Origin of the sequence: Pseudomonas sp. GD04158 (assembly GCF_029834875.1) — a bacterium.
In the GTDB taxonomy this organism is placed as follows: Bacteria; Pseudomonadota; Gammaproteobacteria; order Pseudomonadales; family Pseudomonadaceae; genus Aquipseudomonas; species Aquipseudomonas hydrolytica.
Window position 1 is genome coordinate 39909 of record NZ_JAODYT010000015.1, and the last position, 23957, is coordinate 63865.

Consider the following 23957-nt stretch of genomic DNA (forward strand, 5'->3'; position numbering starts at 1 on the left):
GTACCCATGACAACTGCCCTCACCCTCCGCCCTACCCTCTATGAGGAAACTGTCCCCGGCGGCGGCCACACGTCCTTCGTGCTCAAGCGCGGCCAGTTGCTGCGCATCACCGATATCGAAGGCGGCGCCAACGTCAGCCTGCTGCTGTTCAACGCCCTCGAGAAAAGCGAGCGGCTGAACCTGCCCGATACCTTGAAATGCCAGCACACCGCCAAACTCACCGCCGGCCACTGCCTGTATTCGGACATGGGCCGCGTGCTGGCCGCCATCACCGCGGATACCTGTGGCTGGCACGACAGCTTCGGTGGAGTGCTATCGGCCTCCGAAGTGCTGGAGAAATACGGCCAGGGCCGCTATCAGGAACTGCGCAACGGCTTCTTCCGCAACGGCATGGACAACCTGCTGGTGGAAATGGGCAAGTGGGACCTCAACCTGCAAGACCTGTTGATGAACCTCAACCTGTTCAGCCGCGTGGACGTCGACGCCGATGGCGTATTCCACTTCCAGCCGAACAACTCCAAGGCCGGCGACCATATCGAGCTGTATGCGCCGATGGACACGCTGGTGGTGCTCACCGCCCTGCAGCACCCGATGGACCCCAACCCGCAGTACGCGCCCAAGCCGGTGCAATTGACCTGGAGCAAGGTCGCCAGCGACGGCATCACCCTGCTCTGCCGCACCTCGCGCCCGGAGAACGGCCGCGGCTTTCACAACACCGAACGTCAGTATCTCTGAGGGCGCACACATGAGCCTGACCGCAAGCAACCTGCATCCCGAGACCGCCAGCTTCCGCCACACCATCCCGGCGGGCGAGCCCTACCTGTTCGAGGTCAAGGCCGGGCAGACCCTGCGCCTGCATGACCTGGAAGGCAACCAGGCGATCGACACCCTGTTCTTCGCCGCGAAGAACCCGCGCGAACGCTTCGACCCGCAGCGCACCCTGCGCAAGCAGAACAAGGTTTACCTCACCACCGGCACGGTGCTCTACTCCAACCTCGGCAAACCGCTGCTGACCATAGTCGCCGACACCTGCGGCCGCCACGACACCCTCGGCGGCGCCTGCGCGCAGGAGAGCAACACCGTCAGGTATGCACTCGAGAAGCGCTATATGCACAGCTGCCGCGACAACTTCCTGCGCGCCAGCCTGCACGACGGCCGTCTGAGCAAGCGCGACCTCGGCGCCAATATCAATTTCTTCATGAACGTGCCGGTAACGCCGGAAGGCGGCCTGACCTTCGAGGACGGCCTCTCCGCGCCCGGCAAGTACGTGGAGCTCAAGGCCGAGACCGATGTCATCGTGCTGATCTCCAACTGCCCGCAACTGAACAACCCCTGCAACGGCTGGAACCCGACCCCGGCCGAAGTGCTGGTGTGGAACTGACGCAGGGCGGGTGAAACCCGCCAAGGCCCGGCGGGTTTTCACCCGCCCTGCAAAATTTGTCCCCAGCACGCGCAACACGCATCACCCGGATTTCCACCACGGACGACCGTGGCACATGACGAATGACGGCGGGACGGCCCGCCACGCCCTTCGAGGGTCAATGAAGATGTTCGACAAACTCCTGATCGCCAACCGTGGCGCCATTGCCTGCCGCATCCTGCGCACCCTGCGTCAACTGAACGTCAGCGGCGTAGCCGTGTATGCCGAGGCAGACGCTGCCAGCCTGCATATCCAGCAGGCCGATGAAGCCTTCTGCCTCGGCGACGGCCCCGCCGCGCAGACCTACCTGGTGGTCGACAAGATTCTCGCCGCGGCCAAGGCCTGCGGCGCGCAGGCCATCCATCCCGGCTACGGCTTTCTCTCCGAGAACGCCGCCTTCGCCGAAGCCTGCGAAGCCGCCGGCATAGCCTTCGTCGGCCCCACGCCCGAGCAACTGCGCGTATTCGGCCTCAAGCACACCGCCCGCGCCCTGGCCAAGCAACATGGCGTGCCCATGCTCGAAGGCACCGAATTGCTGGAAAACCTCGACGCCGCGCTCAAGGCCGGCGAACAGGTCGGCTACCCGGTGATGCTGAAAAGCACTGCCGGCGGTGGCGGCATCGGCATGCGCGTCTGCCGCTCGGCCGCCGAACTCAGCGAAGCCTTCGAGGCGGTCAAGCGCCTGGGGCAGAACAACTTCAGCGACAGCGGCGTATTTATCGAGAAGTACATCCAGCGCGCCCGCCACCTGGAAGTGCAGGTATTCGGCGACGGCCAGGGCGAGGTGCTCGCCCTCGGCGTGCGCGACTGCTCGGTACAACGGCGCAACCAGAAGGTGCTGGAAGAAACACCGGCACCGAACCTGCCCGCCGGCATGAATGAGGCGCTGTGCGCGGCGGCGATCAAGCTGGCCAAGGCGGTGAATTACCGTAGCGCCGGCACCGTCGAATTCGTCTACGACAGCGAGGCCGAGCGCTTCTACTTCCTCGAAGTGAACACCCGTCTGCAGGTCGAGCACGGCGTCACCGAACAGGTGTGGGGCGTCGACCTGGTGCGCTGGATGATCGAACTGGCGGCCGGCGATCTACCGCCGCTGAGCGAACTGGCCAAAGGCCTGAAGCCCAACGGCCACGCCATCCAGGCACGCCTGTACGCCGAAGATCCGGGCCGGGATTTTCAGCCCAGCCCCGGCCTGCTGACTGCCGTGACCTTCCCGCCCACTGACGGCGAGGCCCTGCGTATCGACACCTGGGTCGAAGCCGGCTGCGAGATTCCGCCCTACTTCGACCCGATGATCGCCAAGCTGATCACCTGGGCGCAAAGCCGCGAAGAAGCCTCCCATGCGCTGGATCAGGCCCTGGCAGGCACCCTGCTCTACGGCGTGGAATGCAACCGCGACTACCTGCGCCAGATCCTTAGCGATGCGCCTTTCGCCAGCGGCCATCCCTGGACCCGCTGCCTGGAAAACCTCGTCTATCAGGCCAGCACCTTCGAAGTGCTCGGCGCCGGCACCCAAACCAGCGTGCAGGACTATCCCGGCCGCCTCGGCTACTGGGCCGTGGGCGTACCGCCGTCCGGGCCGATGGATGATCGCGCCCTGCGCCTGGGCAACCGCCTGCTGGGCAACGCAGAGGGCGCCGCCGGCCTGGAAATCACCATGAGCGGCCCGACCCTGCGCTTCAATACGGACGCCGTGGTCGCCGTCACCGGCGCCGAGATTCCGCTGAGCATCGATGGCTTAGAACAGCCGATGAACACCGCCCTGCTGATCGAGGCCGGCAGCACCCTGACGCTCGGCACCATCGCAGGCAGCGGCGCGCGCAGCTACCTGAGCGTTCGCGGCGGCATTCAGGTGCCGGATTACCTGGGCAGCAAGAGCACCTTTACCCTCGGCCAGTTCGGCGGCCATGGCGGCCGTGCACTGCGCGCCGGCGACGTGCTGCACCTGCTGCCGCTGGCCGATACCGGCAGCGGCGCGCAACTGCCCGCCGAACTCTGCCCATCCCTGCCGGCCGTACGCGAACTGCGCGTGATCTACGGCCCGCACGGCACGCCGGAATACTTCACACCCGCCTATGTCGACAGCTTCCTCGCCACCGAGTGGGAAGTGCACTTCAACTCCAGCCGCACCGGCGTGCGCCTGATCGGGCCGAAACCGGAATGGGTGCGCGACAGCGGCGGCGAAGCCGGCCTGCACCCGTCCAATATTCACGACAACCCCTACGCCATCGGCGCGGTAGATTTTACCGGCGACATGCCGGTGATCCTCGGCCCGGACGGCCCCAGCCTGGGCGGCTTCGTCTGCCTGGTGACTATCATCGAGGCCGACCTGTGGCAGCTCGGCCAGCTCAAGGCCGGCGACAAGGTACGCTTCGTGCCGGTGGATATCGCCACGGCACGGGAGTTGGCCAAAGCCAGTGCCAGCGAATGCACCAGCCTTTGTGGGAGCGGCTTCAGCCGCGATGCAGGCAACACCGAAATCGCGGATAAATCCGCTCCTACAGACGCGACCGTAGCCCGGATGCAATCCGGGGAAAACGCAGCGCCTGAATCCCGGATTGCATCCGGGCTACAAAGCCCCATCGTCCTCGACATCGGCCAGGCCGACACCCGCCTGGTCGCACGCCTGTCCGGCGACACCCACCTGCTGCTGGAAATTGGCCAGCCGGAACTGGACCTGGTGCTGCGCTTCCGTGGCCACGCGCTGATGCAGGCGCTGGAGGCCAAGCGGCTCGCCGGCGTGATCGACCTCACCCCCGGCATTCGCTCGCTGCAGGTGCACTACCAGCCGGAAACCCTGCCGCTGCAGCGCCTGCTCGACCTAGTCGCCGGCGAGTGGGACGCGGTATGCGCCGCCAAGGATCTGAAGGTGCCGTCGCGCATCGTCCACCTGCCGCTGTCCTGGGACGACCCGGCCTGCCAGCTGGCCATCGAGAAATACATGACCACCGTGCGCAAGGACGCCCCCTGGTGCCCGAGCAACCTGGAGTTCATCCGCCGCATCAACGACCTGCCGAACCTCGACGAGGTGTACCGCACCGTGTTCGACGCCAGCTACCTGGTGATGGGCCTGGGCGACGTCTATCTCGGCGCGCCGGTGGCCACGCCGCTGGACCCGCGCCATCGCCTGGTCACCACCAAGTACAACCCGGCGCGCACCTGGACGGCGGAGAACTCCGTCGGCATCGGCGGCGCCTATATGTGCGTGTACGGCATGGAAGGCCCCGGCGGCTATCAGTTCGTCGGCCGTACCCTGCAGATGTGGAACCGCTACCGCGAGGTCGAGGCCTTCGACGGCAAGCCCTGGCTGCTGCGCTTCTTCGACCAGATCCGCTTCTACCCGGTGAGTGCCGACGAACTGCTGCGCATCCGCCGCGACTTCCCACTGGGCCGCTACCCGCTGCGCATCGAGCACAGCGAACTGGCCCTGGCCGACTACCAGCAGTTTCTCGATGAAGAAGCAGAGGGCATCGCCGCCTTCCGCCAGCAGCAGCGCGCGGCTTTCGATGCCGAGCGCCAGCGATGGATCGAATCGGGTCAGGCGCATTTCGAAGTCGAGGAAGTGGCCGCCGAGCTTGGCGATGATGCGCCGCTGGGGGCCGGTCAGCACGGCATCGACAGCCATATCGCCGGCAACCTCTGGCAGGTGCAGGTGGAAGCCGGCGCACAGGTGCAGGCCGGCGACGTGCTGGTGATTCTCGAATCGATGAAGATGGAGATTCCGCTGACCGCACCGGTGGCCGGCACCGTGCGCGAGGTGCGTGTGCAGCCCGGCTCGCCGGTACGCGCCGGGCAGCGCGTGGTGGTGCTGGAAGAGGCCTGAAGCGTAGGCGACAGGTCAACGGAAAATCAGGGCCGCCGGACCGAACCGGTGGCCCTGAAGTACGCAGAAGAGGGTTAATACCAAAGGCAACGATGACGCGTCGGCGACGGCACGCTAGCATTGGGCCACGCAATCAAGGCTCGGACCTCATGCCACTCAGCACTTCCCGCAAGGCCCAGTTCACCCTTCTGCTACTGCTGGGCACCCTGCTGCTGGGGGGCTTTCTCGCCACCAGCCTGGCCAGTTACCACGCCTCGCGCGAAAGCATTCGCCACAACATCGTCAACACCGAGCTGCCGCTGACCTCGGACAACATCTACTCCGAGATCCAGAAAGACCTGATCCGCCCGACGCAGATCGCCTCGATGATGTCGCGCGATACCTTCCTGCGCGACTGGGCGCTGGCCGGCGAGCTCGATCCCGAGCCCATCACCCGCTACCTGCGTGAAATCCAGGACCACTACGGCACCTTCACCAGTTTCTTCATCTCCGAACGCACCCGCACCTACTATCAGGCCAAGGGCGTGCTCAAGCAGGTCCGCGAGGACGAGCCACGCGACGCCTGGTACTTCCGCGTGCGCCAGATGAGCGAACCTTACGAAATCAGCGTCGACCCGGACATGGCCAATGCGGATCAGCTGACCTTCTTCATCAACTTCAAGGTGTTCGACTATGAGGAACGCTTTATCGGCGTGGCCGGCGTCGGCCTCACCGTGGATGCCGTGGTCAAGCTGGTGGACGACTACCAGCGGCGCTACGACCGCAGCATCTTCTTCACCGACCGCAGCGGCCTGCTGGTACTGACCGGTGCCGATGGCGGCCCAATGGGATCTCGCCGTGGCCAGGCGCTCAATACCATCGACGGCCTGGAGAACCTGCTGTTCGAACTGCCGCGCCCCGAGAGCGGCAACTTCAGCTATCAGGAGCACGGCCGCGGCCATTTCCTCAACGTGCGCTACATCCCCGAACTGGACTGGTACCTGTTCGTTGACAAGCACGAGGAAGGCGCCCTGGCCGGCATCCGCAAGAGCCTCTACCTCAACCTGCTGATCTGCACCCTGATCACCCTGGCCGTGCTGCTTCTGGTCTACCTCGCCACACGCCGCTACCAGCGCCGCATCGCCGCCCTGGCCACCACCGACAGCCTCACCGAACTGCCCAACCGCCGCGGCTTCGACATCCTCGCCGCGCAGGCACTGCAGGAGGCCCAGCGAGACAGCAGCCCGCTGTGCGCGGTGCTGCTGGACCTGGACAACTTCAAGGCCCTTAACGACGCCCATGGCCATCTGGCCGGCGACGACGTGCTGCGCCGCTTCGCCCGCCAGCTGCGCGGCAGCCTGCGCCAGGCGGACATCCTCTGCCGCTGGGGCGGCGAGGAATTCATCCTGCTGCTGAAGAACACCGACCGCAACGCCGCCCATGAGCTGGCCGAGAAACTGCGCCAGCAATGCGCCGAGCAGCGCTACCCGGTTGCAGGCGAGGCCCTGCAGGTCACCGTCAGCCTCGGCCTCAGCCAGTGGCAAGAGGGCGAAACCCTGCACGACCTGCTCGGCCGTACCGATCGCGCGCTGTATCGCGCCAAGCAGGCCGGGCGCGACCGCGTCTGCGTCGATCCCTGATGGATAGCCAACACTGCCCGCTGTGCGGCCGCAGCAACCAGTGCAGCCTGGCCAACGGTCGCCAGGACGAACCCTGCAGGTGCTTCGACGTGCAGATCGATCCGGCCGCGCTGCAGCGCCTGACGCCCGAGCAGCGCAACCAGGCCTGCCTGTGCCCGGCCTGCGCCGGCGCAGTGAAAGCCGCCGAGCGCCGCGAGCAGAACTGAGCCATGCGCCTGGATCGCTTTCTCAGCAACTTCCCCCGTTTCAGCCGGCAGGACAGCCGCCTGCTGATCTGCGCCGGGCGCCTGCGCGTGGATGGCGAGACCGTCCGCGACCCGCGTTTCGACGTGCGCGATTTCCAGCGCGTGGAGCTGGACGACGAACTGCTCCAGGCCGGACGCAGCGCGCGCTACTGGATGCTGCACAAACCGGTCGGCGTGGTCAGCGCCACCGCGCATGACGAACACCGCACCGTGCTCGACCTGCTCGACGAACCGGACAAGCACGACCTGCACCTGGCCGGGCGCCTGGACCTCAACACCAGCGGCCTGCTGCTGATCACCAACGACGGTCGCTGGTCGCGGCGTATCACCCAGCCGCAGCAGCGCAAGCCCAAGGTCTACCACGTCAGCACCGAACAGCCGATCACCGCCGAATACGCCGAAGTGTTCGAGCGCGGCCTGTACTTCGCCTTCGAAGACCTCACCACCCTGCCCGCCCGGCTCGAACTGCTGGGCAGCCACAGCGCCCGCCTGACCCTGTTCGAGGGCCGTTACCATCAGGTCAAGCGCATGTTCGGCCACTTCCGCAATCGCGTGGTCGCGCTGCATCGCGAGAGCATGGGCGAGATCGTCCTCGACCCGCGGCTGGCGCCCGGCCAGTACCGCGCGCTGACCGCCGCAGAAATCGCCAGCGTCTGATCGCACAGGCGCCGAACCTTACAACCCGACCAACGGTATCCAGAAACCGCGATAAAGATGTGACTCGCCCTTGCATGGCTGCAAGGCAACTGCTTGAATCGAATCACAAGTCCTGAGATGACCAATCGGTCACTACCGGACATCTAAGCGTTTCTTCGGTTACTGGCGTTCTGCGCCGACTGGATTCCTGCCTGGTAACACCGCCCCCTCTCCGGCCTCCGAAAAGGCTTGGAGCGCTCGCCTGTTTCGATCCTAACTGTTTGAAAATAAAAGAATTCCAAAAATCTCTCGCCTGACATCAGCTTGTCACGTCCAGGCGTTTTCCTGACTGCCCGAAGCTTGCGAACGGCCACCCGCTCGCCTTGACCCATTTGCGCCAGGAGGAAACGACATGAGGCCAGAAACCGCAGTCGTCGAGATCAACAGGAAGCACAAGGTTCACACGGAGTTCTACGGCAACCCGGCAGCAAGCAAGACCGTAATCCTGGTCAACGGCTCCCTGGCCACAACAGCCTCGTTCACCCAGACCGTCAAATACCTGCAACCGCAGTTCAACGTGGTCGCCTTCGACCTGCCCTACGCCGGCCAGTCGAAACCGTACAACAGCGACTTCACCCCCATCAGCAAGGAAGACGAAGCCGCGATCCTGCTCAAGCTGATCGACCACTACGGCGCCAACTACCTGATGTCCTTCTCCTGGGGCGGCGTCGCCTCCATGCTCGCCCTGGCCCAGCGCCCGGCCACCCTGGAACGGGCGGCGATCTGCTCCTTCTCGCCAATCCTCAACGTGCCGATGCTCGACTACCTGCACAAGGGCCTGCGCTTTCTCAACGCGGTGGATCGCGACAACATCGCCCTGCTGGTCAACAGCACCATCGGCAAGCACCTGCCATCGCTGTTCAAGCGCTTCAACCACAAGCACGTCAGCACCCTGGACGAGCACGAATACCGGCAGATGTACGCGCACATCAAGCAGGTCCTGAGCATGGAAGCGCACTGCGGCAAGGAATGCCTGCAGGCCATCGATATCCCGCTGATATTCGTCAACGGCGACCGCGACGAATACACCTCGGTGGAAGACGCCTGCCTGTTCGCCCAGCATATCGAGCACGCCGAATTCGCCGTAATCAACGACGCCGGCCACTTCCTCGACATGGAACACAAGGCTGCCTGGCTGCAGACCCAGCGCGTGCTGCTGGACTTCTTCAACGCCCCCAGCAAGCGCCTGCAACTGCCGACGCGCGGCGAGCTGCAGGAACTGCAGGCCATGGCAGTATGAGCGGCCTCAAGCGCGGAGCGAATGTACCTGTCGCTCTGCTCCGCGCTTCATTTCCGCCGCAGGTTCCGGTATAAAGGCACCCGCTGCGGGTGTCGTATAATGGTAATACCCTAGCTTCCCAAGCTAGAGCCGTGGGTTCGATTCCCATCACCCGCTCCAGCCAAGCAAAAGCCTCGTCATCACTGACGGGGCTTTTTCGTTTCTGGCGTTTGAAGGGCTTGACCGCAAGGGTTCGGGCCGGGAGGGATGGCGCTTTTTTGCGATCACACAAAAAGGCGCTGGAGAGAAAAATAAATCTGTCCCCTTTTCTCACAAATGAGGCAAGACAAGCCAGCCCATGAGAAAAAACCTATCGAAAGCGCTGTAAGACATCGTCAGAAATACCGCAGCCAACGAGACCATCATACTAACGGTGCTTGTCCGTTTCCCGCGTTTGTATTCGGTAAATAAGGTGGATGTCCTCTGGCTCCAACCGATACAGCTCCTCATCCGGTTTAGCACATAGGCTGCAACCGAGTCTTCGATAGAAATCCACCGTGTTCTGCGACGGCGTAGCCGAAACGTAGAGCGCGCTGGCGCCCAGCAGGCGGGCCTGCGCCGCGGCGCGGCGGAAGAGATGAGCACCGAGGCCGCGGCTGCGGTAAGCATGGCTGATATGGAGAAACTTCAGTTGCAGACAGTCGCCGTCTGGGCCGAGACGACGCGTGTCGAGTACCACCGCGCCTATCAGGCGTCCCTGATCGTAGAGGCCCAAAAACCATCCACCGCGGTCGAAGCAATCGAGCAGGATCGGCGTGTAGTGCTCGGCCTCCCCCTGCGGCCAGCCGCGCATGTCGTAAAACTCCGGGCGCAGCACTAGTTGGCCGGCCTCGACGGAATAAAGCTGTTCGATCACTTCGCTACGGTCTATCTCCCAGAGCTGTGGAATTTCTTCACGGCGCAGCAGGCGCTCTTCGCTCATCGTGGTTTCCTTGCAGGGGTATACCCTCGGTGGTAGCTGGAGCCGGTACGGTCCTACATGACGTCAAAGCCGGCCAGGCCCTGAGCTTCATGGGGAATGCTGCAGGCCCAGGTGAAGAATGACTCAGCACCTCCAACCAAAGCCACTCGTTCCCCGGAACTTCTGCCCACCAACGCCACCAGAAACCTATATGTCCTTTTCTGGAGGCCCCTGGCGATGGAACAGTGGAATATCTGGCTTGACCGCGATCTCTGGCTCAACGTGGCAATCGTGGTAGTGGCCACCGCGCTGATCTACAGCGTGCTGCGCACCCTGGTCAGCACCCTGCACAAGCGATTGATGGCCTGGTCGAAGGAACAGGACGGCAGTTGGCCGCACTTCGTGGCGGTGGTGATCGGCCGTACCAGCCGCCTGTTGCTGCTGGCCTTTTCCCTGTTGCTGGCGTTGCGCCTGCCGGAGCTGCCCGGCAGTTGGCAGAGCGCGTTGAGCCATACCTGGTTCGTCGCCCTGGCCTTGCAGGTGGCGCTGTGGGTGGATACCGGCGTGCGCCTGTGGTCGCGCAGCCTGGTGATGAAGAAAGGCGGCACCTACAACCCGGTGATGACCACCATCATCAGCATCATGATCCTGATCGTGGTGTGGTCGGTGATGCTGCTGTCGATCCTGGCCAACCTGGGGGTGGATATCACCGCGCTGGTGGCCAGCCTGGGTGTTGGCGGTATCGCCGTGGCGCTGGCGGTGCAGACGGTGCTCAGCGACGTGTTCGCCTCGCTGTCGATCGGCGTCGACAAGCCCTTCGAGATCGGCGACTTCGTGGTGTTCGGCGAGGTGGCCGGGACCATCGAGCATATCGGCCTGAAGACCACGCGCATCCGCAGCCTCAGCGGTGAACAGGTGGTGTGCGCCAATGCCGACCTGCTGCGGCAGGTGGTGCGCAACTACAAGCGCATGAATACCCGACGCATCGTCTTCAAGTTCGGCATCAACTACGACACGCCCAGCGACAAGGTGCGTCAGGTGGCCGAGAAGGTCGGCGACATCATCCGCGCCACGCCCAAGGCCAGGTTCGACCGCGCGCACTTTCTCGGCTTCGATGAAAGCCAGCTGACCTTCGAGGTGGTGTATATCGTGCTGACCTCGGACTACAACCAGTACATGGACATCCAGCAGGAGATCAACCTGCAACTGCTCGATGCCCTGCGCGAACTGGATGTGCGCTTCGCCCTGCCGCGTCGCGACCTGCGCCTGGTGGGCGAGAAGATGCCGGTACTCAAGGTCGCCGGCCTGCCGCAGCAGTTGGAAAACGAGGGCAGCGACTCGGATCAGCGCCTGCCGAGGTTCAGCTAGGCGCTGGCCACGGATCTGCTCGATCCGTGCAACAGACCTGCCACCCGGGTGCTGTATATCACCGCGCGAGGCAACCTTAGAGTGGGGCGCCCAGGAGACCCCGACCATGGCGCCCCACTCTTTCGAACTGCAGTATTTCTTCGACCCGCTGTGTGGCTGGTGCTATGCCAGCGCCCCCGCGCTGGCAGGTTTGGCCGAGCGCCATGGCGCCGCGCTGCGCATGATGCCGGTGGGCCTGTTCATGCAACCACGCCCGGTGGCGGCCATCGCCGAGCATGCCTGGCACAACGACCAGCGCATCGTCGCGTTGACCGGGCAGCGCTTTACCGAGGCTTATCGCAGCCGGGTGCTGCTGGCAGCGGATGGCGTGTTCGACTCCACCCCGCTGACCCGCGCGCTGGTGGCACTGGGCGCACTGGACACGGCACTGGAGCCACAGCTGCTGCATGTGGCGCAGCTCGCCCGTTACGTCGACGGGATGGATACCTGCACGGTCGATGCCGTCAGCCGCATTACCGCCGATGTCGCGGCCAGCGCCGGCCACGGGCTCGATGCCGATGAACTGGCCGCTCGCCTGCGCGATGACCGCGTGCTGGCCGAGAATACGGCCCGCCGCGTCGCCGCTGCGCGGCAAGCGATGCCGGCCGGCGGTGTGCCACAGCTGCTGTTGCGGGCTGACGGGGTAAATCAGGTGATCGCTGGGCAGGACCTCTACACAGGCCCGCAACGGCTGCTCGCGCGGATCGTTTCCCTGCTCTGAGCGCCCCGATGGCGCTTCATGCTGGCCCGACCGACCCACCATCGAAACAGCCCATAAGGCCTCTGGCCATCATATAAATTATTGATAAAACTGGACTTTTTACCTTCACAGCGGCGATGACCACGGCTAATCTGCCGCCCCATGATTCGACGTCTACTGCCCCTGCTCTGCTGTTTCACAGCCCTTTCCCTGCACGCCGCACCCGCCACTTTCGCCGAGGCCAAGCGCCTGGCCTGGCCGCTGTACGCCAAGCAGTCCACCGAGTTCTATTGCGGCTGCAAGTACAGCGGCAAGCGGGTCGATCTGCGCTCCTGTGGTTACACACCCCGCAAGAACGCCAATCGCGCCCAGCGCATCGAGTGGGAACATATCGTCCCGGCCTGGGTGATCGGCCATCAGCGCCAGTGCTGGCAGAAAGGCGGCCGCAAGAACTGCGCGGCCAACGATGCGCAGTTCCGCAAGGCCGAGGCCGACCTGCACAACCTGGTGCCGAGCATCGGCGAGGTGAACGGCGACCGCAGCAACTACAGCTTCGCCTGGCTGCCGCAGAAACCGCATCAGTACGGGCAATGCGAGACGGTGGTGGACTTCAAGGCGCGCAAGGTGATGCCGCGTCCGGCCATCCGCGGGATGATCGCGCGCACCTACTTCTACATGTCCGACCGCTACCAACTGCGCCTGTCGAAGCAGGATCGCCAGCTCTACGAAGCCTGGAGCAAGGCCTACCCGGTCAAACCCTGGGAGCAGCAGCGCAACCAGCAGGTGGCCTGCGTGATGGGCTGGGGCAATCCGTACGTGAGCAAGGTGGATATGAGCCGGTGCGCGCGGGGGCGTGGCTAACGCAGGGAGCGCCGTGCGCAGCGCATTTCACCCGATATTCCACGATCGCCACCGAATCGCTGAGAGCAGGTGCCCATGGCGCACCCTACGGCAGCAGGTCCCGATAGCGCGCGAGATCGGCGGGGAAAAGAGGCCCGTAGGGTGCGCCGTGCGCACCGACCAAAACGGCAATTGCAGGAGTTGGCCAGCGATCATGGGTCGCGGCTAGAGCCCCTGCCACAGCCTAGGTGCCGGTAGCGGGAAGGGTGTTCGCCGGCAACCGTGGGTCGGTGCGCGCGGCGCACCCTACGAAGAGCTCGTCAACCGCTGCAGCTCGCGCCGCACCATGTTGGCGAACTCCGGCGGGCTGAGCTGGTACAGCTCCTGCGCCACCCAGGGCAGCCAGCGCTCCTGCAGCTCGGCCCTGCGCGCCAGCAGGCGCTGGGCCTCGGCGTCGGCGCGGGCCTGGTGCTCGCGGTGGTAGTCGGCGCGGCTCGGTTTTTCTGTGCTCACGGTGTTGCCCTTTTCCTCATGCGCGGCGGAGCAGGCATAATCGCCGCCTGTTCGCCCATTTCGACCGTCATCAATGCGCATCCACGTCAGTTTCATCGACCGCGTCGGCATCACCCAGGAAGTCCTGGCGCTGCTTGGCGGGCGCAATCTGAACCTCGATGCGGTGGAGATGGTACCGCCAAACGTCTACATCGACGCACCGACCCTGAGCGCCGCGGTGCTCGAGGAGCTGCGCGGCGCGCTGCTGCAGGTGCATGGCGTGCAGAGCGTGGAGGTGGTGGACATTCTGCCCGGCCAGCGTCGCCGCCTGCAGCTCGATGCCCTGCTCGCGGCCATGCCCGACCCGGTGCTGGCGGTGGATGACCGCGCCACCGTGCTGCTGGCCAACCCGGCGCTGGTGGAGCTGTGCGGTCGCACGCCCGAAGGCCTGAGCATCGCCGCGCTGTTCGCCGATGACGCACTGCAGCAATCGCTGCTCGCCGCCGGTTTCCACCAGCCGCTGCGCGAGGTGCATTTCGCCGGCCAGCCGCTGCTGCTCGATGCCCAGCCGATCACCGAAGACGGACGCCTGACCGGCGGCCTGCTCACCCTGTATGCACCAAGCCGCATGGGTCAGCGCCTGGCCGCCCTGCATCATGATCATGCAGAGGGCTTCGACTCGCTGCTCGGCGAGTCCGCTCCGATTCGTGCGCTCAAGGCCCGCGCCCTGCGCGTGGCGTCGCTCGACGCACCGCTCTTGATCCATGGCGAAACCGGTACCGGCAAGGAGCTGGTGGCACGCGCCTGTCATACCGTCAGCGTGCGCCGCAATGCGCCCTTCCTCGCCCTGAACTGCGCCGCCCTGCCGGAGAACCTGGCCGAGAGCGAACTGTTCGGCTACGCCCCCGGCGCCTTTACCGGCGCCCAGCGCGGCGGCAAGCCGGGGCTGTTGGAGCTGGCCAACCAGGGCACGGTGTTTCTCGACGAAATCGGCGAAATGTCGCCCTATCTGCAGGCCAAGTTGCTGCGCTTTTTGAGCGACGGCAGCTTCCGCCGCGTCGGTGGCGACCGCGAGGTGAAGGTGGACGTGCGTATCCTCAGCGCCACCCACCGCGACCTGGAAAAGATGGTGGCCGAAGGCAGCTTCCGCGAAGACCTGTTCTACCGCCTCAATGTGCTCAATCTGGAAGTGCCGCCGCTGCGCGAGCGCGGCCAGGACATCCTGCTGCTGGCCCAGCACTTCATGGCCCAGGCCTGCGCGCAGATCCAGCGCCTGCCCTGCCGCCTGGCGCCGACCACCTTCCCCGCCCTGCTGGCCGGACGCTGGCCGGGCAACGTGCGCCAGTTGCAGAACGTGATCTTCCGCGCCGCCGCGATCTGCGACAGCAACTGGGTGGAGATGGACGATCTGGATATCGCCGGCACCGAAGTGGCGCCGAAGGTGGAAGGGGAAGTCGCCAGCCTGGAACAGGCCATGGACGAGTACGAGAAGGCGCTGCTGGAAAAGCTCTACGACAGCCACCCCTCCAGCCGCCAGTTGGCCGCACGCCTGGGTACATCGCACACCGCCATCGCCAAGCGCCTGCGCAAGTACGGGATTCCGGGCAAGCATTAAGGCCAGGCTTAACAAGCGGGCCACTCGCCCTTGTAGGGAGGGTTAGGCACCTGTCTTAAATACGGAAATCCCGCAGGTTCAGATGCGCCGTAACCCACCATCGGCGCAACGCGGAAGATCGCCCGGTGGGTTACGCGGCGCACCACGACCGCGGCGTCAGATCGTTCATCGGCCAGCGCCGCTAACCCACCCTACGGTTCCGTAGCGTACGCTCACTCTGCGGTAGTCCGAATCTGTAGGGTGGGTTAGGCGCATATCGCAAACACTCGTCATCCCACTGGGCCTGTCGCGCCGTAACCCACCATCGGCGCAACGCGGAGGATCGCACGGTGGGTTACGCGGCGCACCACGACCGCGGCGTCAGATCGTTCATCGGCCAGCGCCGCTACCCCACCCTACGGTTCCCGGCGCTGGATCAGATCGGCGTGGTGCTGGTCGGCACCTTGATCACCCCGCAGGCCACACGCGCCCCGCCGCCGCCCAGCGGCTGCGGATGATCGGCATGGTTGTCGCCGCCAGCGTGAATCATCAGCGAACGATTGTGCAGATCCTGCAGGCTCTTGAGCCGTGGCGCCAGCACCGGCTGGCTGGCCTTGCCGTCCTCGGTCACCAGCAGTGCGGGCAGGTCGCCAAGGTGGGCATTGTCTTCCCAGGGGAAGCCATGACGGCCGGCATTCTGCGGGTCCCAGTGGCCACCTGCTGCGCCGGCCGGCGTCAGCTTGCCATCCACCTCGGCGGCGTTGCAGTTGGGCTCGGTGTGCACGTGAAAGCCATGCACGCCGGGTTCCAGCCCCTGCAGATCAGGGGTGAATACCAGCCCGTAGGCCGACTGGCTGATGGTCACGGTGCCGATGGATGCGCCAGTACCTTTCTCCGTGGCCTGCTCCAGCGTCACGGTAACCGTCTCGCTGGCCTGCAGACTGGTGGCGCCAAGCAGCGCGAATGCCAGGGGAATCAGGGGTTTCATGTCGATCTATCTCCTTGTCGATAAAGCCTCCCCCTTACCGACCCTCGATGCCCCGGAGCGGTTCCAGCTAGTTGCCGTATCGATAACGATCCACCGTAACGATTCAGCAACAATCGCCCGAAAGCCGCGCCGCGCCTCGTGCGACTTCAACTTTTCCATTTGCGACACGCCTATTCGTATCGATATCGTTCCAGACAATCGTATACAGGCCTGGGATATATTAATAACTTATTGATTTTATTTAATATTTTTCCATTGGCACTGGCATTGCAAACGCTTGCCCACCTGCCCGCCACCCAAGAAGCGGACACCTTTACCCCCTGAGGAGTTGACATGAGCGAGTTGCGTTTCACCGCCGATCACGAATGGCTGCGTCTGGACAACGATGGTCTGGTTACCGTCGGCATCACCCATTACGCCCAGGACGCGCTCGGCGACGTGGTGTACGTACAGCTGCCGGAAGTGAAGGCCTACGCCCAGGGCGAAGAGGTGGCGGTGCTGGAGTCAGTGAAGGCTGCCAGCAACATCGTCATGCCGCTGGACGGCGAGATCGTCGAAATCAACGCCGACCTGGAAGGCAGCCCGGAGCTGGTCAACGAATCGCCGCTGGACAAGGCCTGGTTCTTCCGCATGCGCCTGGCCGACAACGCCGTGCTGGCCGACCTGCTGGACAAGGCCGGCTATGATCGTCTGTTGAACGCCAACGCCGACGCCTGAGTGACCGCCATGACCAAGCTCGATACCCAGAACGAATTCATCGCCCGCCACATCGGCCCGCGCGATGCCGACACCGCCGCCATGCTCGAACTGCTCGGCTATGACTCGGTCGACGCGCTGACCAATGCGGTGATCCCCGAGAGCATCAAGGGCACCAGCATCCTCGGTGAGCAGCCGGGCCTGTCGGAAGCCGACGCCCTGGCCAAGATCAAGGCCATCGCCGCGAAGAACCAGCAGTTCAAGAACTACATCGGCCAGGGTTACTACGGCACCCACACGCCGAGCCCGATCCTGCGCAACCTGCTGGAAAACCCGGCCTGGTACACCGCCTACACCCCGTACCAGCCGGAGATTTCCCAGGGCCGCCTGGAAGCGCTGCTGAACTTCCAGACCCTGATCAGCGACCTCACCGGCATGCAGATCGCCAACGCATCCCTGCTCGACGAAGCCACCGCTGCCGCCGAGGCCATGACCTTCTGCAAGCGTCTGTCGAAGAACAAAGCCGCCAACACCTTCTTCGTTTCCCAGCATTGCCACCCGCAGACCCTCGACGTGCTGCGCACCCGTGCCGAGCCGCTGGGCATCGATATCGAAGTCGGCGACGAAGCCACCATTACCGACGCCAGCGCCTACTTCGGCGCGCTGCTGCAGTACCCGGCGAGCAACGGCGACATCTTCGACTACCGCGCCCTGGTCGAGCGTTTCCACGCCGCCAATGCCCTGGTCGCCGTAGCCGCCGACCTGCTGGCCCTGACCCTGCTCACCCCGCCGGGCGAGTTCGGCGCCGACGTCGCCCTGGGCAGCGCCCAGCGCTTCGGAGTGCCGCTGGGCTTCGGTGGCCCGCACGCCGCCTACTTCGCCACCCGCGACGCATTCAAGCGCGACATGCCGGGCCGCCTGGTCGGCATGTCGGTGGACCGCTTCGGCAAGCCGGCCCTGCGCCTGGCCATGCAGACCCGCGAGCAGCACATCCGCCGCGAGAAGGCCACCAGCAACATCTGCACCGCGCAGGTGCTGCTGGCCAACATCGCCAGCATGTACGCCGTGTACCACGGCCCGAAAGGCCTGACCGCCATCGCGCAGCGCGTGCACAGCTTCACCGCCATCCTCGCCCTGGGCCTGACCAAGCTGGGCCACAGCGTCGAGCAGCAGCACTTCTTCGACACCCTGAGCATCAAGACCGGCGCCAAAACCGCCGAGCTGCATGCCAAGGCCCGTGCTGCCGGCATCAATCTGCGCGAGATCGACGCCGAGCGTCTGGGTCTATCGCTGGACGAAACCACCGACCAGGCGGCCGTCGAGGCGCTGCTGGCACTGTTCGCCGGCGATCAGGCCGCCCCTGCCGTCGCCGACCTGGCCGCACAGGTCGCCACCCGCCTGCCGCAGAATCTGCTGCGCCAGTCGGCGATCCTGCAGCACGAAGTGTTCAACCGCTACCACAGCGAAACCGAGCTGATGCGCTACCTGCGCAAGCTGGCCGACAAGGACCTGGCGCTGGACCGCAGCATGATCCCGCTGGGCTCCTGCACCATGAAGCTCAACGCCGCCAGCGAGATGATCCCGGTCACCTGGCCGGAGTTCGGCAACCTGCACCCCTTCGCTCCGGTCGAGCAGGCCGCGGGTTACACCCAGCTGACCACTGAGCTGGAAGCCATGCTCTGCGCCGCCACCGGCTACGACGCCGTGTCGCTGCAGCCCAACGCCGGTTCCCAGGGCGAGTACGCGGGCCTCTTGGCCATCCGTGCCTATCACCTGAGCCGTGGCGACGATCAGCGCGACATCTGCCTGATCCCGCAATCGGCCCACGGCACCAACCCGGCGACCGCCTCCATGGCCGGCATGCGCGTGGTGGTCACCGCCTGTGACGCGCGCGGCAACGTCGACATCGCCGATCTGAAGGCCAAGGCCGAAGAGCACAAGGATCGCCTGGCCGCGATCATGATCACCTACCCGTCCACCCACGGTGTGTTCGAGGAAGGCATCCGCGAGATCTGCCAGATCATCCACGACAACGGCGGCCAGGTTTACATCGACGGCGCCAACATGAACGCCATGGTCGGCCTCTGCGCACCAGGTCAGTTCGGCGGCGACGTCTCCCACCTGAACCTGCACAAGACCTTCTGCATCCCGCACGGCGGTGGCGGCCCGGGCGTCGGCCCGATTGGCGTCAAGTCGCACCTGGCACCGTTCCTGCCGGGTCATGGCCACATGGCCCGCAAGGAAGGCGCAGTGAGCGCCGCGCCGTTCGGCAGCGCCAGCATCCTGCCGATCACCTGGATGTACATCACCATGATGGGCGGCAACGGCCTCAAGCGCGCGTCGCAGATGGCCATTCTCAACGCCAACTACATCGCCCGTCGTCTGGAAGAGCACTACCCGGTGCTGTACTCCGGCGAAGGCGGCCTGGTGGCGCACGAGTGCATCCTCGACATCCGTCCGCTCAAGGACAGCAGCGGCATCAGCGTCGACGACGTGGCCAAGCGCCTGATCGACTTCGGCTTCCACGCCCCGACCATGTCCTTCCCGGTAGCCGGTACCCTGATGATCGAGCCGACCGAGAGCGAGTCCAAGGAAGAGCTGGATCGCTTCTGCGACGCCATGATCGCCATCCGCGAGGAAATCCGCGCGGTCGAGCAGGGCCGTCTGGACAAGGACGACAACCCGCTGAAGAACGCCCCGCACACTGCCCTGGAACTGGTCGGCGAATGGCACCACGCCTACAGCCGCGAGCAGGCCGTGTACCCGGTGGCGAGCCTGATCGAGGCCAAGTACTGGCCGCCGGTTGGCCGCGTGGACAACGTCTACGGCGACCGCAACCTGGTCTGCGCCTGCCCGTCCATCGAGGCGTATCAGGACGCGTAAGCGCCAAGCCGTAGCCCGGATGAAATCCGGGAGCTTTCAACAGCTTCCCCGGATTGCATCCGGGCTACATCCACCCCGATTCCTTTCGGCTCCCCTCACCGGGGCGGGCCGACTGCATCCCGAGAAAAACGATAAAGAGGGCCTCACCATGTTCAGCAAGCACGACCAACTGCAGGGCTATGACGACGCCCTGCTCGCGGCGATCCAGGCCGAGCAGCAGCGCCAGGAAGACCATATCGAGCTGATCGCCTCGGAGAACTACTGCAGCCAGCGCGTGATGCAGGCGCAAGGCAGCGGTCTGACCAACAAGTACGCCGAAGGCTATCCGGGCAAGCGCTACTACGGTGGCTGCGAGCATGTGGATAAGGTCGAGGCGCTGGCCATCGAGCGCGCCAAGCAGCTGTTCGGCGCCGACTACGCCAACGTGCAGCCGCACTCCGGCTCTTCGGCTAACAGCGCCGTCTACCTGGCGCTGCTCAATGCCAGCGATACCATCCTCGGCATGAGCCTGACCCATGGCGGCCACCTGACCCACGGCGCCAAGGTGTCGTCCTCGGGCAAGCTGTACAACGCCGTGCAGTACGGCATCGACGAGAACGGCCTGATCGATTACGACGAGGTCGAGCGTCTGGCCATCGAGCACAAGCCGAAGATGATCGTCGCCGGCTTCTCGGCCTACTCGCGCGTGCTGGACTTCCCGCGTTTTCGCGCCATCGCCGACAAGGTGGACGCTCTGCTGTTCGTCGATATGGCCCATGTGGCGGGGCTCGTGGCCGCCGGCCTGTACCCGAACCCGGTGCCGTTCGCCGACGTGGTCACCACCACCACCCACAAGACCCTGCGCGGCCCACGTGGCGGCCTGATCCTCGCGCGCGGCAACGAAGAGATCGAGAAGAAGCTCAACTCCGCCGTGTTCCCCGGCGCCCAGGGCGGCCCGCTGATGCACGTCATCGCGGCCAAGGCGGTGTGCTTCAAGGAGGCGCTGGAGCCCGGCTTCAAGGCCTACCAGCAGCAGGTGATCGACAACGCCCGCGCCATGGCCGAAGTGTTCGTCGAGCGCGGCTATGACGTGGTCTCCGGCGGCACCGACAACCACCTGATGCTGATCAGCCTGGTCAAGCAGGGCCTGACCGGCAAGGCGGCCGACGCGGCGCTGGGCGATGCCCACATCACGGTGAACAAGAACGCCGTGCCGAACGACCCGCAGTCGCCGTTCGTCACCTCCGGCATCCGCATCGGTACCCCGGCGGTGACCACCCGCGGCTTCAAGGAAGGCGAATGCCGCACCCTGGCCGGCTGGATCTGCGACATCCTGGGCGACCTGGACAACCCGGCCGTGATCGAGCGCGTGCGCAGCCAGGTCGCAGACCTGTGCGCCACCTTCCCGGTCTACGCTGACTGACACCCAACGTACAACGGGCCGCACCGCGGCCCCAACCGGTGCGCGCGGCGCACCCAACAGGAAATCGACATGACCACTGAAACTCTCGCCAAGACTCCGCTGCACGCCCTGCACCTCGAACTCGGCGCGCGCATGGTGCCCTTCGCCGGCTATGACATGCCCGTGCAGTACCCGCTGGGCGTGATGAAGGAGCACATGCACACCCGCGAGGCCGCCGGCCTGTTCGACGTCTCGCACATGGGCCAGATCCTGCTGCGTGGCGAGAACGCCGCGCGCGCCCTGGAAACCCTGGTGCCGGTGGACATCATCGAGCTGCCGGTGGGCCTGCAGCGCTACGCCATGTTCACCGATGCCCAGGGCGGCATCCTCGACGACCTGATGGTCGCCAACCTGGGTGACGACACCCTGTACCTGGTGGTCAACGCCGCCTGCAAGGATCAGGACCTGGCCCACCTGAAGAAGCACATCGGCGAGCAGTGCCAGATCGAGTGCCTGTTCGAGGAGCGCGCCCTGCTCGCCCTCCAAGGCCCGAAAGCGGTCGACGTGCTGGCCCGCCTGGCGCCTGAAGTGAGCAAGATGACCTTCATGCAGGTGGCCCGCGTGCGCCTGCTGGGCAGCGAATGCATCGTCAGCCGCAGCGGCTACACCGGCGAAGACGGTTTCGAGATTTCCGTCGCCGTCGATCAGGCCGAAACCCTGGCGCGCAGCCTGCTGGCCGAAGCGGAAGTCGAGGCCATCGGTCTGGGTGCGCGCGACTCGCTGCGCCTGGAAGCCGGCCTGTGCCTGTACGGCCACGACATGAGCAGCGCCACCACGCCGATCGAAGCCAGCCTGCTGTGGGCCATCTCCAAGGTGCGCCGTGCCGATGGCGAGCGTGCCGGCAACTTCCCGGGCGCCGAGCGCGTATTCGAGCAGCAGCAAAAAGGCGTAGCGCGCAAGCGCGTCGGCCTGCTGCCGCAAGAGCGCGTACCGGTGCGTGAAGGCGCGGAAATCGTCGACGCCGACGGTACCGTGATCGGCCAGGTATGCAGCGGCGGCTTCGGCCCGACCCTCGGCGCACCGGTGGCCATGGGTTACGTCAATGCCAGCCACACCGCCGTCGACAGCGACGTCTGGGCCGTGGTGCGCGGCAAGCGCGTGGCGATGAAAGTGGCCAAGACCCCGTTCGTGCCGCAGCGCTACTACCGCGGCTGATCAGCGCCCGACTCCCCTCTCCCATTTATTGGGGGCACGCCTAGTGGAGAGGGGTTGGGAGAGAGGGCAAAAGTAGGACCGCAGGACCGCAACGTGCGTAGGGCGGGTGAAACCCGCCACATAGCCCTGGCGGGTTGCACCCGCCCTACAGATGACTACTCCGTAGCCCGGATGCAATCCGCGGATGCCCTCAAAAGCTCCCGGCCTGCATCCGGGCTACGTCGTTTCTAACCCCTGATCCGCTCGTAAGGCACCCGCTCGCGCCCGGCGCGCAGCGTCTGCGCCCACCAGTTCAGTTGCACCAGCGTATGCGCCAGCGCCGAGTTGGCGCGTCGCGGCTCGCTCAACCGCCCCTGATCATCGAATTGTTCCCAGGCATTGGTGAAGCTCACCGAGCCGCGCACCGTCATCGCATGCAGCTCCGCCAGCACCTGGCGCAGCTGTTCCACCGCACGCAGCCCGCCGGATACCCCACCATAACTGACGAATCCTACCGGCCGCGCCTCCCAGGATGCCGGCACCTCGTCGATGAATTGCTTGAGCGCCGCCGGATAGCCGTGGTTGTACTCCGGGGTGACGATCAGAAAGGCATCGGCGCGGAGCAGCTGCTGCAGCGACTGATGGCGCTGCTCCGCGATCTCCTGCGGCTCGCCGGGCTGGCGGAACATCACGGCCGGGTCGACCAGGCTCAGCTCGAATTCGCTGCGCTGTTCGATCTGCTCGCGCGCCCAGGCCACCACCTGGTCGCAGAAGCGCTCTTCACGCACGCTGCCGTATATCAGTACCAGTCGAATGCGGTCCTGCATGGAAAAACCCTCGGAGTTGTGTATCAGGGCCTGCGAGGGTAAAACCTCAACTTAACTTAAGGTCAAGAGGGATTTTCCATGTCCATTCACGAACGCCCGCTAAGCGTCGGCCAGGTCGCCGAACGCAGCGGCGTGGCGGTTTCCACACTGCATTTCTACGAAACCAAGGGGCTGATCCACAGCCAGCGCAACGCCGGCAATCAGCGGCGTTACCGGCGCGACGTGCTGCGCCGCGTGGCGATCATCAAGGTGGCGCAGCGCCTGGGCATCCCGCTGGCCGATATCGGCGCGGCGCTGGCCACCCTGCCCTGCGACCACATGCCCACGGCTGCCGACTGGCAACAGCTCTCGGCGCAATGGCAGCGCGATCTGAATGCGCGCATCGAGCAACTGACGCGGCTGCGCGACCAGCTCACCGGCTGTATCGGTTGTGGCTGTCTGTCGATGCAGGACTGCCCGCTGCGCAACCCCCGGGACGAACTCGGCGAACAGGGCGCCGGCGCCCGCCTGCTGGAGACGGATTAATCCTCCTGGCAGTTGCGCCGGTTGCCGAACACCTCACGGCGAATGTCGCGCACGTCCAGGGAGATCGCCGGCACCTGCGGCAGGCGCTGCACCAGCGCCCGCACGATGCGCCGCGACAGCGCGCGCTTGTCGTCATCGCTGCGCCCCGCCAGCAGATAGAAGATCAGGTGCACGAACGGCCCCGCCTCGCCGCCGACGCAGTGGTGCTCGTACAGACTCAGGCGCACCTTGACTTCACCGGGCTGGAACAGGCCAGTGCCTGCCGCCTGATCGTGCACCAACTGCACCAGTGCCTGCGGCGCGATGTACTCGGCCACTTCGCTGGCGGCCTCGATCAAGCAATGCGGCATGGATAGCCCTCGATGTAAGCAAATTTGTCATACGTTATCACACAACAATATCGATACCAGATTAGCTGTCCTACCCTGCACTGCACCTCTTCACAGC

21 protein-coding genes and 1 tRNA gene are annotated in these 23957 nt (G+C 65.1%); 17 read left to right on the forward strand and 5 right to left on the reverse strand.

Annotated elements, in window-relative coordinates; translation table 11 throughout:
* Positions 1-6 precede the first annotated feature (6 nt).
* The 8 genes from N7333_RS08525 (at position 7) to N7333_RS08560 (ending at position 9202) form a co-directional block, all read left to right on the forward strand.
* The gene (locus tag N7333_RS08525) at positions 7-735 is read left to right on the forward strand and encodes an urea amidolyase associated protein UAAP1 (protein ID WP_279858685.1); all 729 of its coding nucleotides are present in this window, start codon (positions 7-9) and stop codon (positions 733-735) included.
* 10 nt (positions 736-745) lie between these two features.
* Positions 746-1381 (forward strand): urea amidolyase associated protein UAAP2, encoded by a 636-nt coding sequence (locus N7333_RS08530; protein ID WP_129481575.1) that lies wholly within the window; start codon positions 746-748, stop codon positions 1379-1381.
* A gap of 166 nt (positions 1382-1547) precedes the next feature.
* A complete protein-coding gene (gene uca, locus N7333_RS08535; protein WP_129481576.1) occupies positions 1548-5243 on the forward strand; it encodes an urea carboxylase in 3696 nt (1231 codons plus the stop codon).
* Between the two features lie 149 nt (positions 5244-5392).
* Positions 5393-6862, forward strand: coding sequence for a sensor domain-containing diguanylate cyclase (locus N7333_RS08540; protein WP_129481577.1), 1470 nt, complete (start codon positions 5393-5395; stop codon positions 6860-6862).
* Positions 6862-7068: a cysteine-rich CWC family protein gene (locus N7333_RS08545; protein WP_129481578.1), complete on the forward strand. Its 207-nt coding sequence runs from the start codon at positions 6862-6864 to the stop codon at positions 7066-7068. The genes N7333_RS08540 and N7333_RS08545 overlap by 1 nt, the downstream gene beginning before the upstream one ends.
* A gap of 3 nt (positions 7069-7071) precedes the next feature.
* A complete protein-coding gene (locus tag N7333_RS08550) occupies positions 7072-7764 on the forward strand; it encodes a pseudouridine synthase (protein ID WP_129481579.1) in 693 nt (230 codons plus the stop codon).
* A gap of 391 nt (positions 7765-8155) precedes the next feature.
* Complete coding sequence (locus N7333_RS08555; RefSeq protein ID WP_003245680.1) at positions 8156-9043, forward strand: alpha/beta hydrolase; 888 nt, start codon at positions 8156-8158, stop codon at positions 9041-9043.
* Between the two features lie 85 nt (positions 9044-9128).
* Positions 9129-9202 (forward strand) — tRNA-Gly (locus tag N7333_RS08560).
* Between the two features lie 247 nt (positions 9203-9449).
* On the opposite strand, the gene N7333_RS08565 is transcribed toward N7333_RS08560, so the two are convergent.
* Positions 9450-10004: an N-acetyltransferase gene (locus N7333_RS08565; protein WP_129481580.1), complete on the reverse strand. Its 555-nt coding sequence runs from the start codon at positions 10002-10004 to the stop codon at positions 9450-9452.
* Positions 10005-10220: 216 nt separating this feature from the next.
* On the opposite strand from N7333_RS08565, the gene N7333_RS08570 reads away from it, so the two are divergent.
* From N7333_RS08570 to N7333_RS08580, 3 genes are all read left to right on the forward strand, one after another.
* Positions 10221-11351 (forward strand): mechanosensitive ion channel family protein, encoded by a 1131-nt coding sequence (locus tag N7333_RS08570; RefSeq protein ID WP_003245709.1) that lies wholly within the window; start codon positions 10221-10223, stop codon positions 11349-11351.
* A 106-nt stretch (positions 11352-11457) separates the two neighbouring features.
* Positions 11458-12111: a DsbA family protein gene (locus N7333_RS08575; RefSeq protein ID WP_129481581.1), complete on the forward strand. Its 654-nt coding sequence runs from the start codon at positions 11458-11460 to the stop codon at positions 12109-12111.
* Positions 12112-12252: 141 nt separating this feature from the next.
* The gene (locus N7333_RS08580) at positions 12253-12951 is read left to right on the forward strand and encodes an endonuclease I family protein (RefSeq protein WP_129481582.1); all 699 of its coding nucleotides are present in this window, start codon (positions 12253-12255) and stop codon (positions 12949-12951) included.
* Positions 12952-13236: 285 nt separating this feature from the next.
* On the opposite strand, the gene N7333_RS08585 is transcribed toward N7333_RS08580, so the two are convergent.
* Positions 13237-13443, reverse strand: a complete 207-nt coding sequence (locus N7333_RS08585; RefSeq protein ID WP_096825968.1) for a hypothetical protein — start codon at positions 13441-13443, stop codon at positions 13237-13239.
* A gap of 73 nt (positions 13444-13516) precedes the next feature.
* Here N7333_RS08585 and N7333_RS08590 point away from each other — a divergent pair, with 73 nt between their 5' ends.
* Entirely contained in the window at positions 13517-15037 is a 1521-nt protein-coding gene (locus tag N7333_RS08590; RefSeq protein WP_012017952.1) for a sigma-54-dependent transcriptional regulator, read from the forward strand.
* Between the two features lie 415 nt (positions 15038-15452).
* On the opposite strand, the gene sodC is transcribed toward N7333_RS08590, so the two are convergent.
* Positions 15453-16004, reverse strand: coding sequence for a superoxide dismutase family protein (gene sodC / locus N7333_RS08595; RefSeq protein WP_090426815.1), 552 nt, complete (start codon positions 16002-16004; stop codon positions 15453-15455).
* A 333-nt stretch (positions 16005-16337) separates the two neighbouring features.
* Here sodC and gcvH point away from each other — a divergent pair, with 333 nt between their 5' ends.
* The 4 genes from gcvH (at position 16338) to gcvT (ending at position 22179) form a co-directional block, all read left to right on the forward strand.
* The gene (gcvH, locus tag N7333_RS08600) at positions 16338-16721 is read left to right on the forward strand and encodes a glycine cleavage system protein GcvH (RefSeq protein WP_003245719.1); all 384 of its coding nucleotides are present in this window, start codon (positions 16338-16340) and stop codon (positions 16719-16721) included.
* A 9-nt stretch (positions 16722-16730) separates the two neighbouring features.
* Positions 16731-19583 (forward strand): aminomethyl-transferring glycine dehydrogenase, encoded by a 2853-nt coding sequence (gene gcvP, locus N7333_RS08605; protein ID WP_279858687.1) that lies wholly within the window; start codon positions 16731-16733, stop codon positions 19581-19583.
* A gap of 148 nt (positions 19584-19731) precedes the next feature.
* Positions 19732-20985 (forward strand): serine hydroxymethyltransferase, encoded by a 1254-nt coding sequence (gene glyA / locus N7333_RS08610; RefSeq protein WP_279858688.1) that lies wholly within the window; start codon positions 19732-19734, stop codon positions 20983-20985.
* A gap of 69 nt (positions 20986-21054) precedes the next feature.
* On the forward strand, positions 21055-22179 hold the full coding sequence (gene gcvT, locus N7333_RS08615; protein WP_279858689.1) for a glycine cleavage system aminomethyltransferase GcvT: 1125 nt from the start codon (positions 21055-21057) through the stop codon (positions 22177-22179).
* A gap of 227 nt (positions 22180-22406) precedes the next feature.
* On the opposite strand, the gene N7333_RS08620 is transcribed toward gcvT, so the two are convergent.
* Positions 22407-22985 carry an NAD(P)H-dependent oxidoreductase gene (locus tag N7333_RS08620; protein ID WP_129481586.1) on the reverse strand — a complete coding sequence of 193 codons (579 nt, stop codon included), beginning with the start codon at positions 22983-22985 and terminating at the stop codon, positions 22407-22409.
* 78 nt (positions 22986-23063) lie between these two features.
* Here N7333_RS08620 and soxR point away from each other — a divergent pair, with 78 nt between their 5' ends.
* Positions 23064-23510 (forward strand): redox-sensitive transcriptional activator SoxR, encoded by a 447-nt coding sequence (gene soxR / locus N7333_RS08625; protein ID WP_012017946.1) that lies wholly within the window; start codon positions 23064-23066, stop codon positions 23508-23510.
* On the opposite strand, the gene N7333_RS08630 is transcribed toward soxR, so the two are convergent.
* Positions 23507-23860, reverse strand: a complete 354-nt coding sequence (locus N7333_RS08630) for a 5-carboxymethyl-2-hydroxymuconate isomerase (RefSeq protein WP_096825962.1) — start codon at positions 23858-23860, stop codon at positions 23507-23509. The two genes, soxR and N7333_RS08630, sit on opposite strands and share 4 nt — an antisense overlap.
* Positions 23861-23957: the final 97 nt, after the last annotated feature.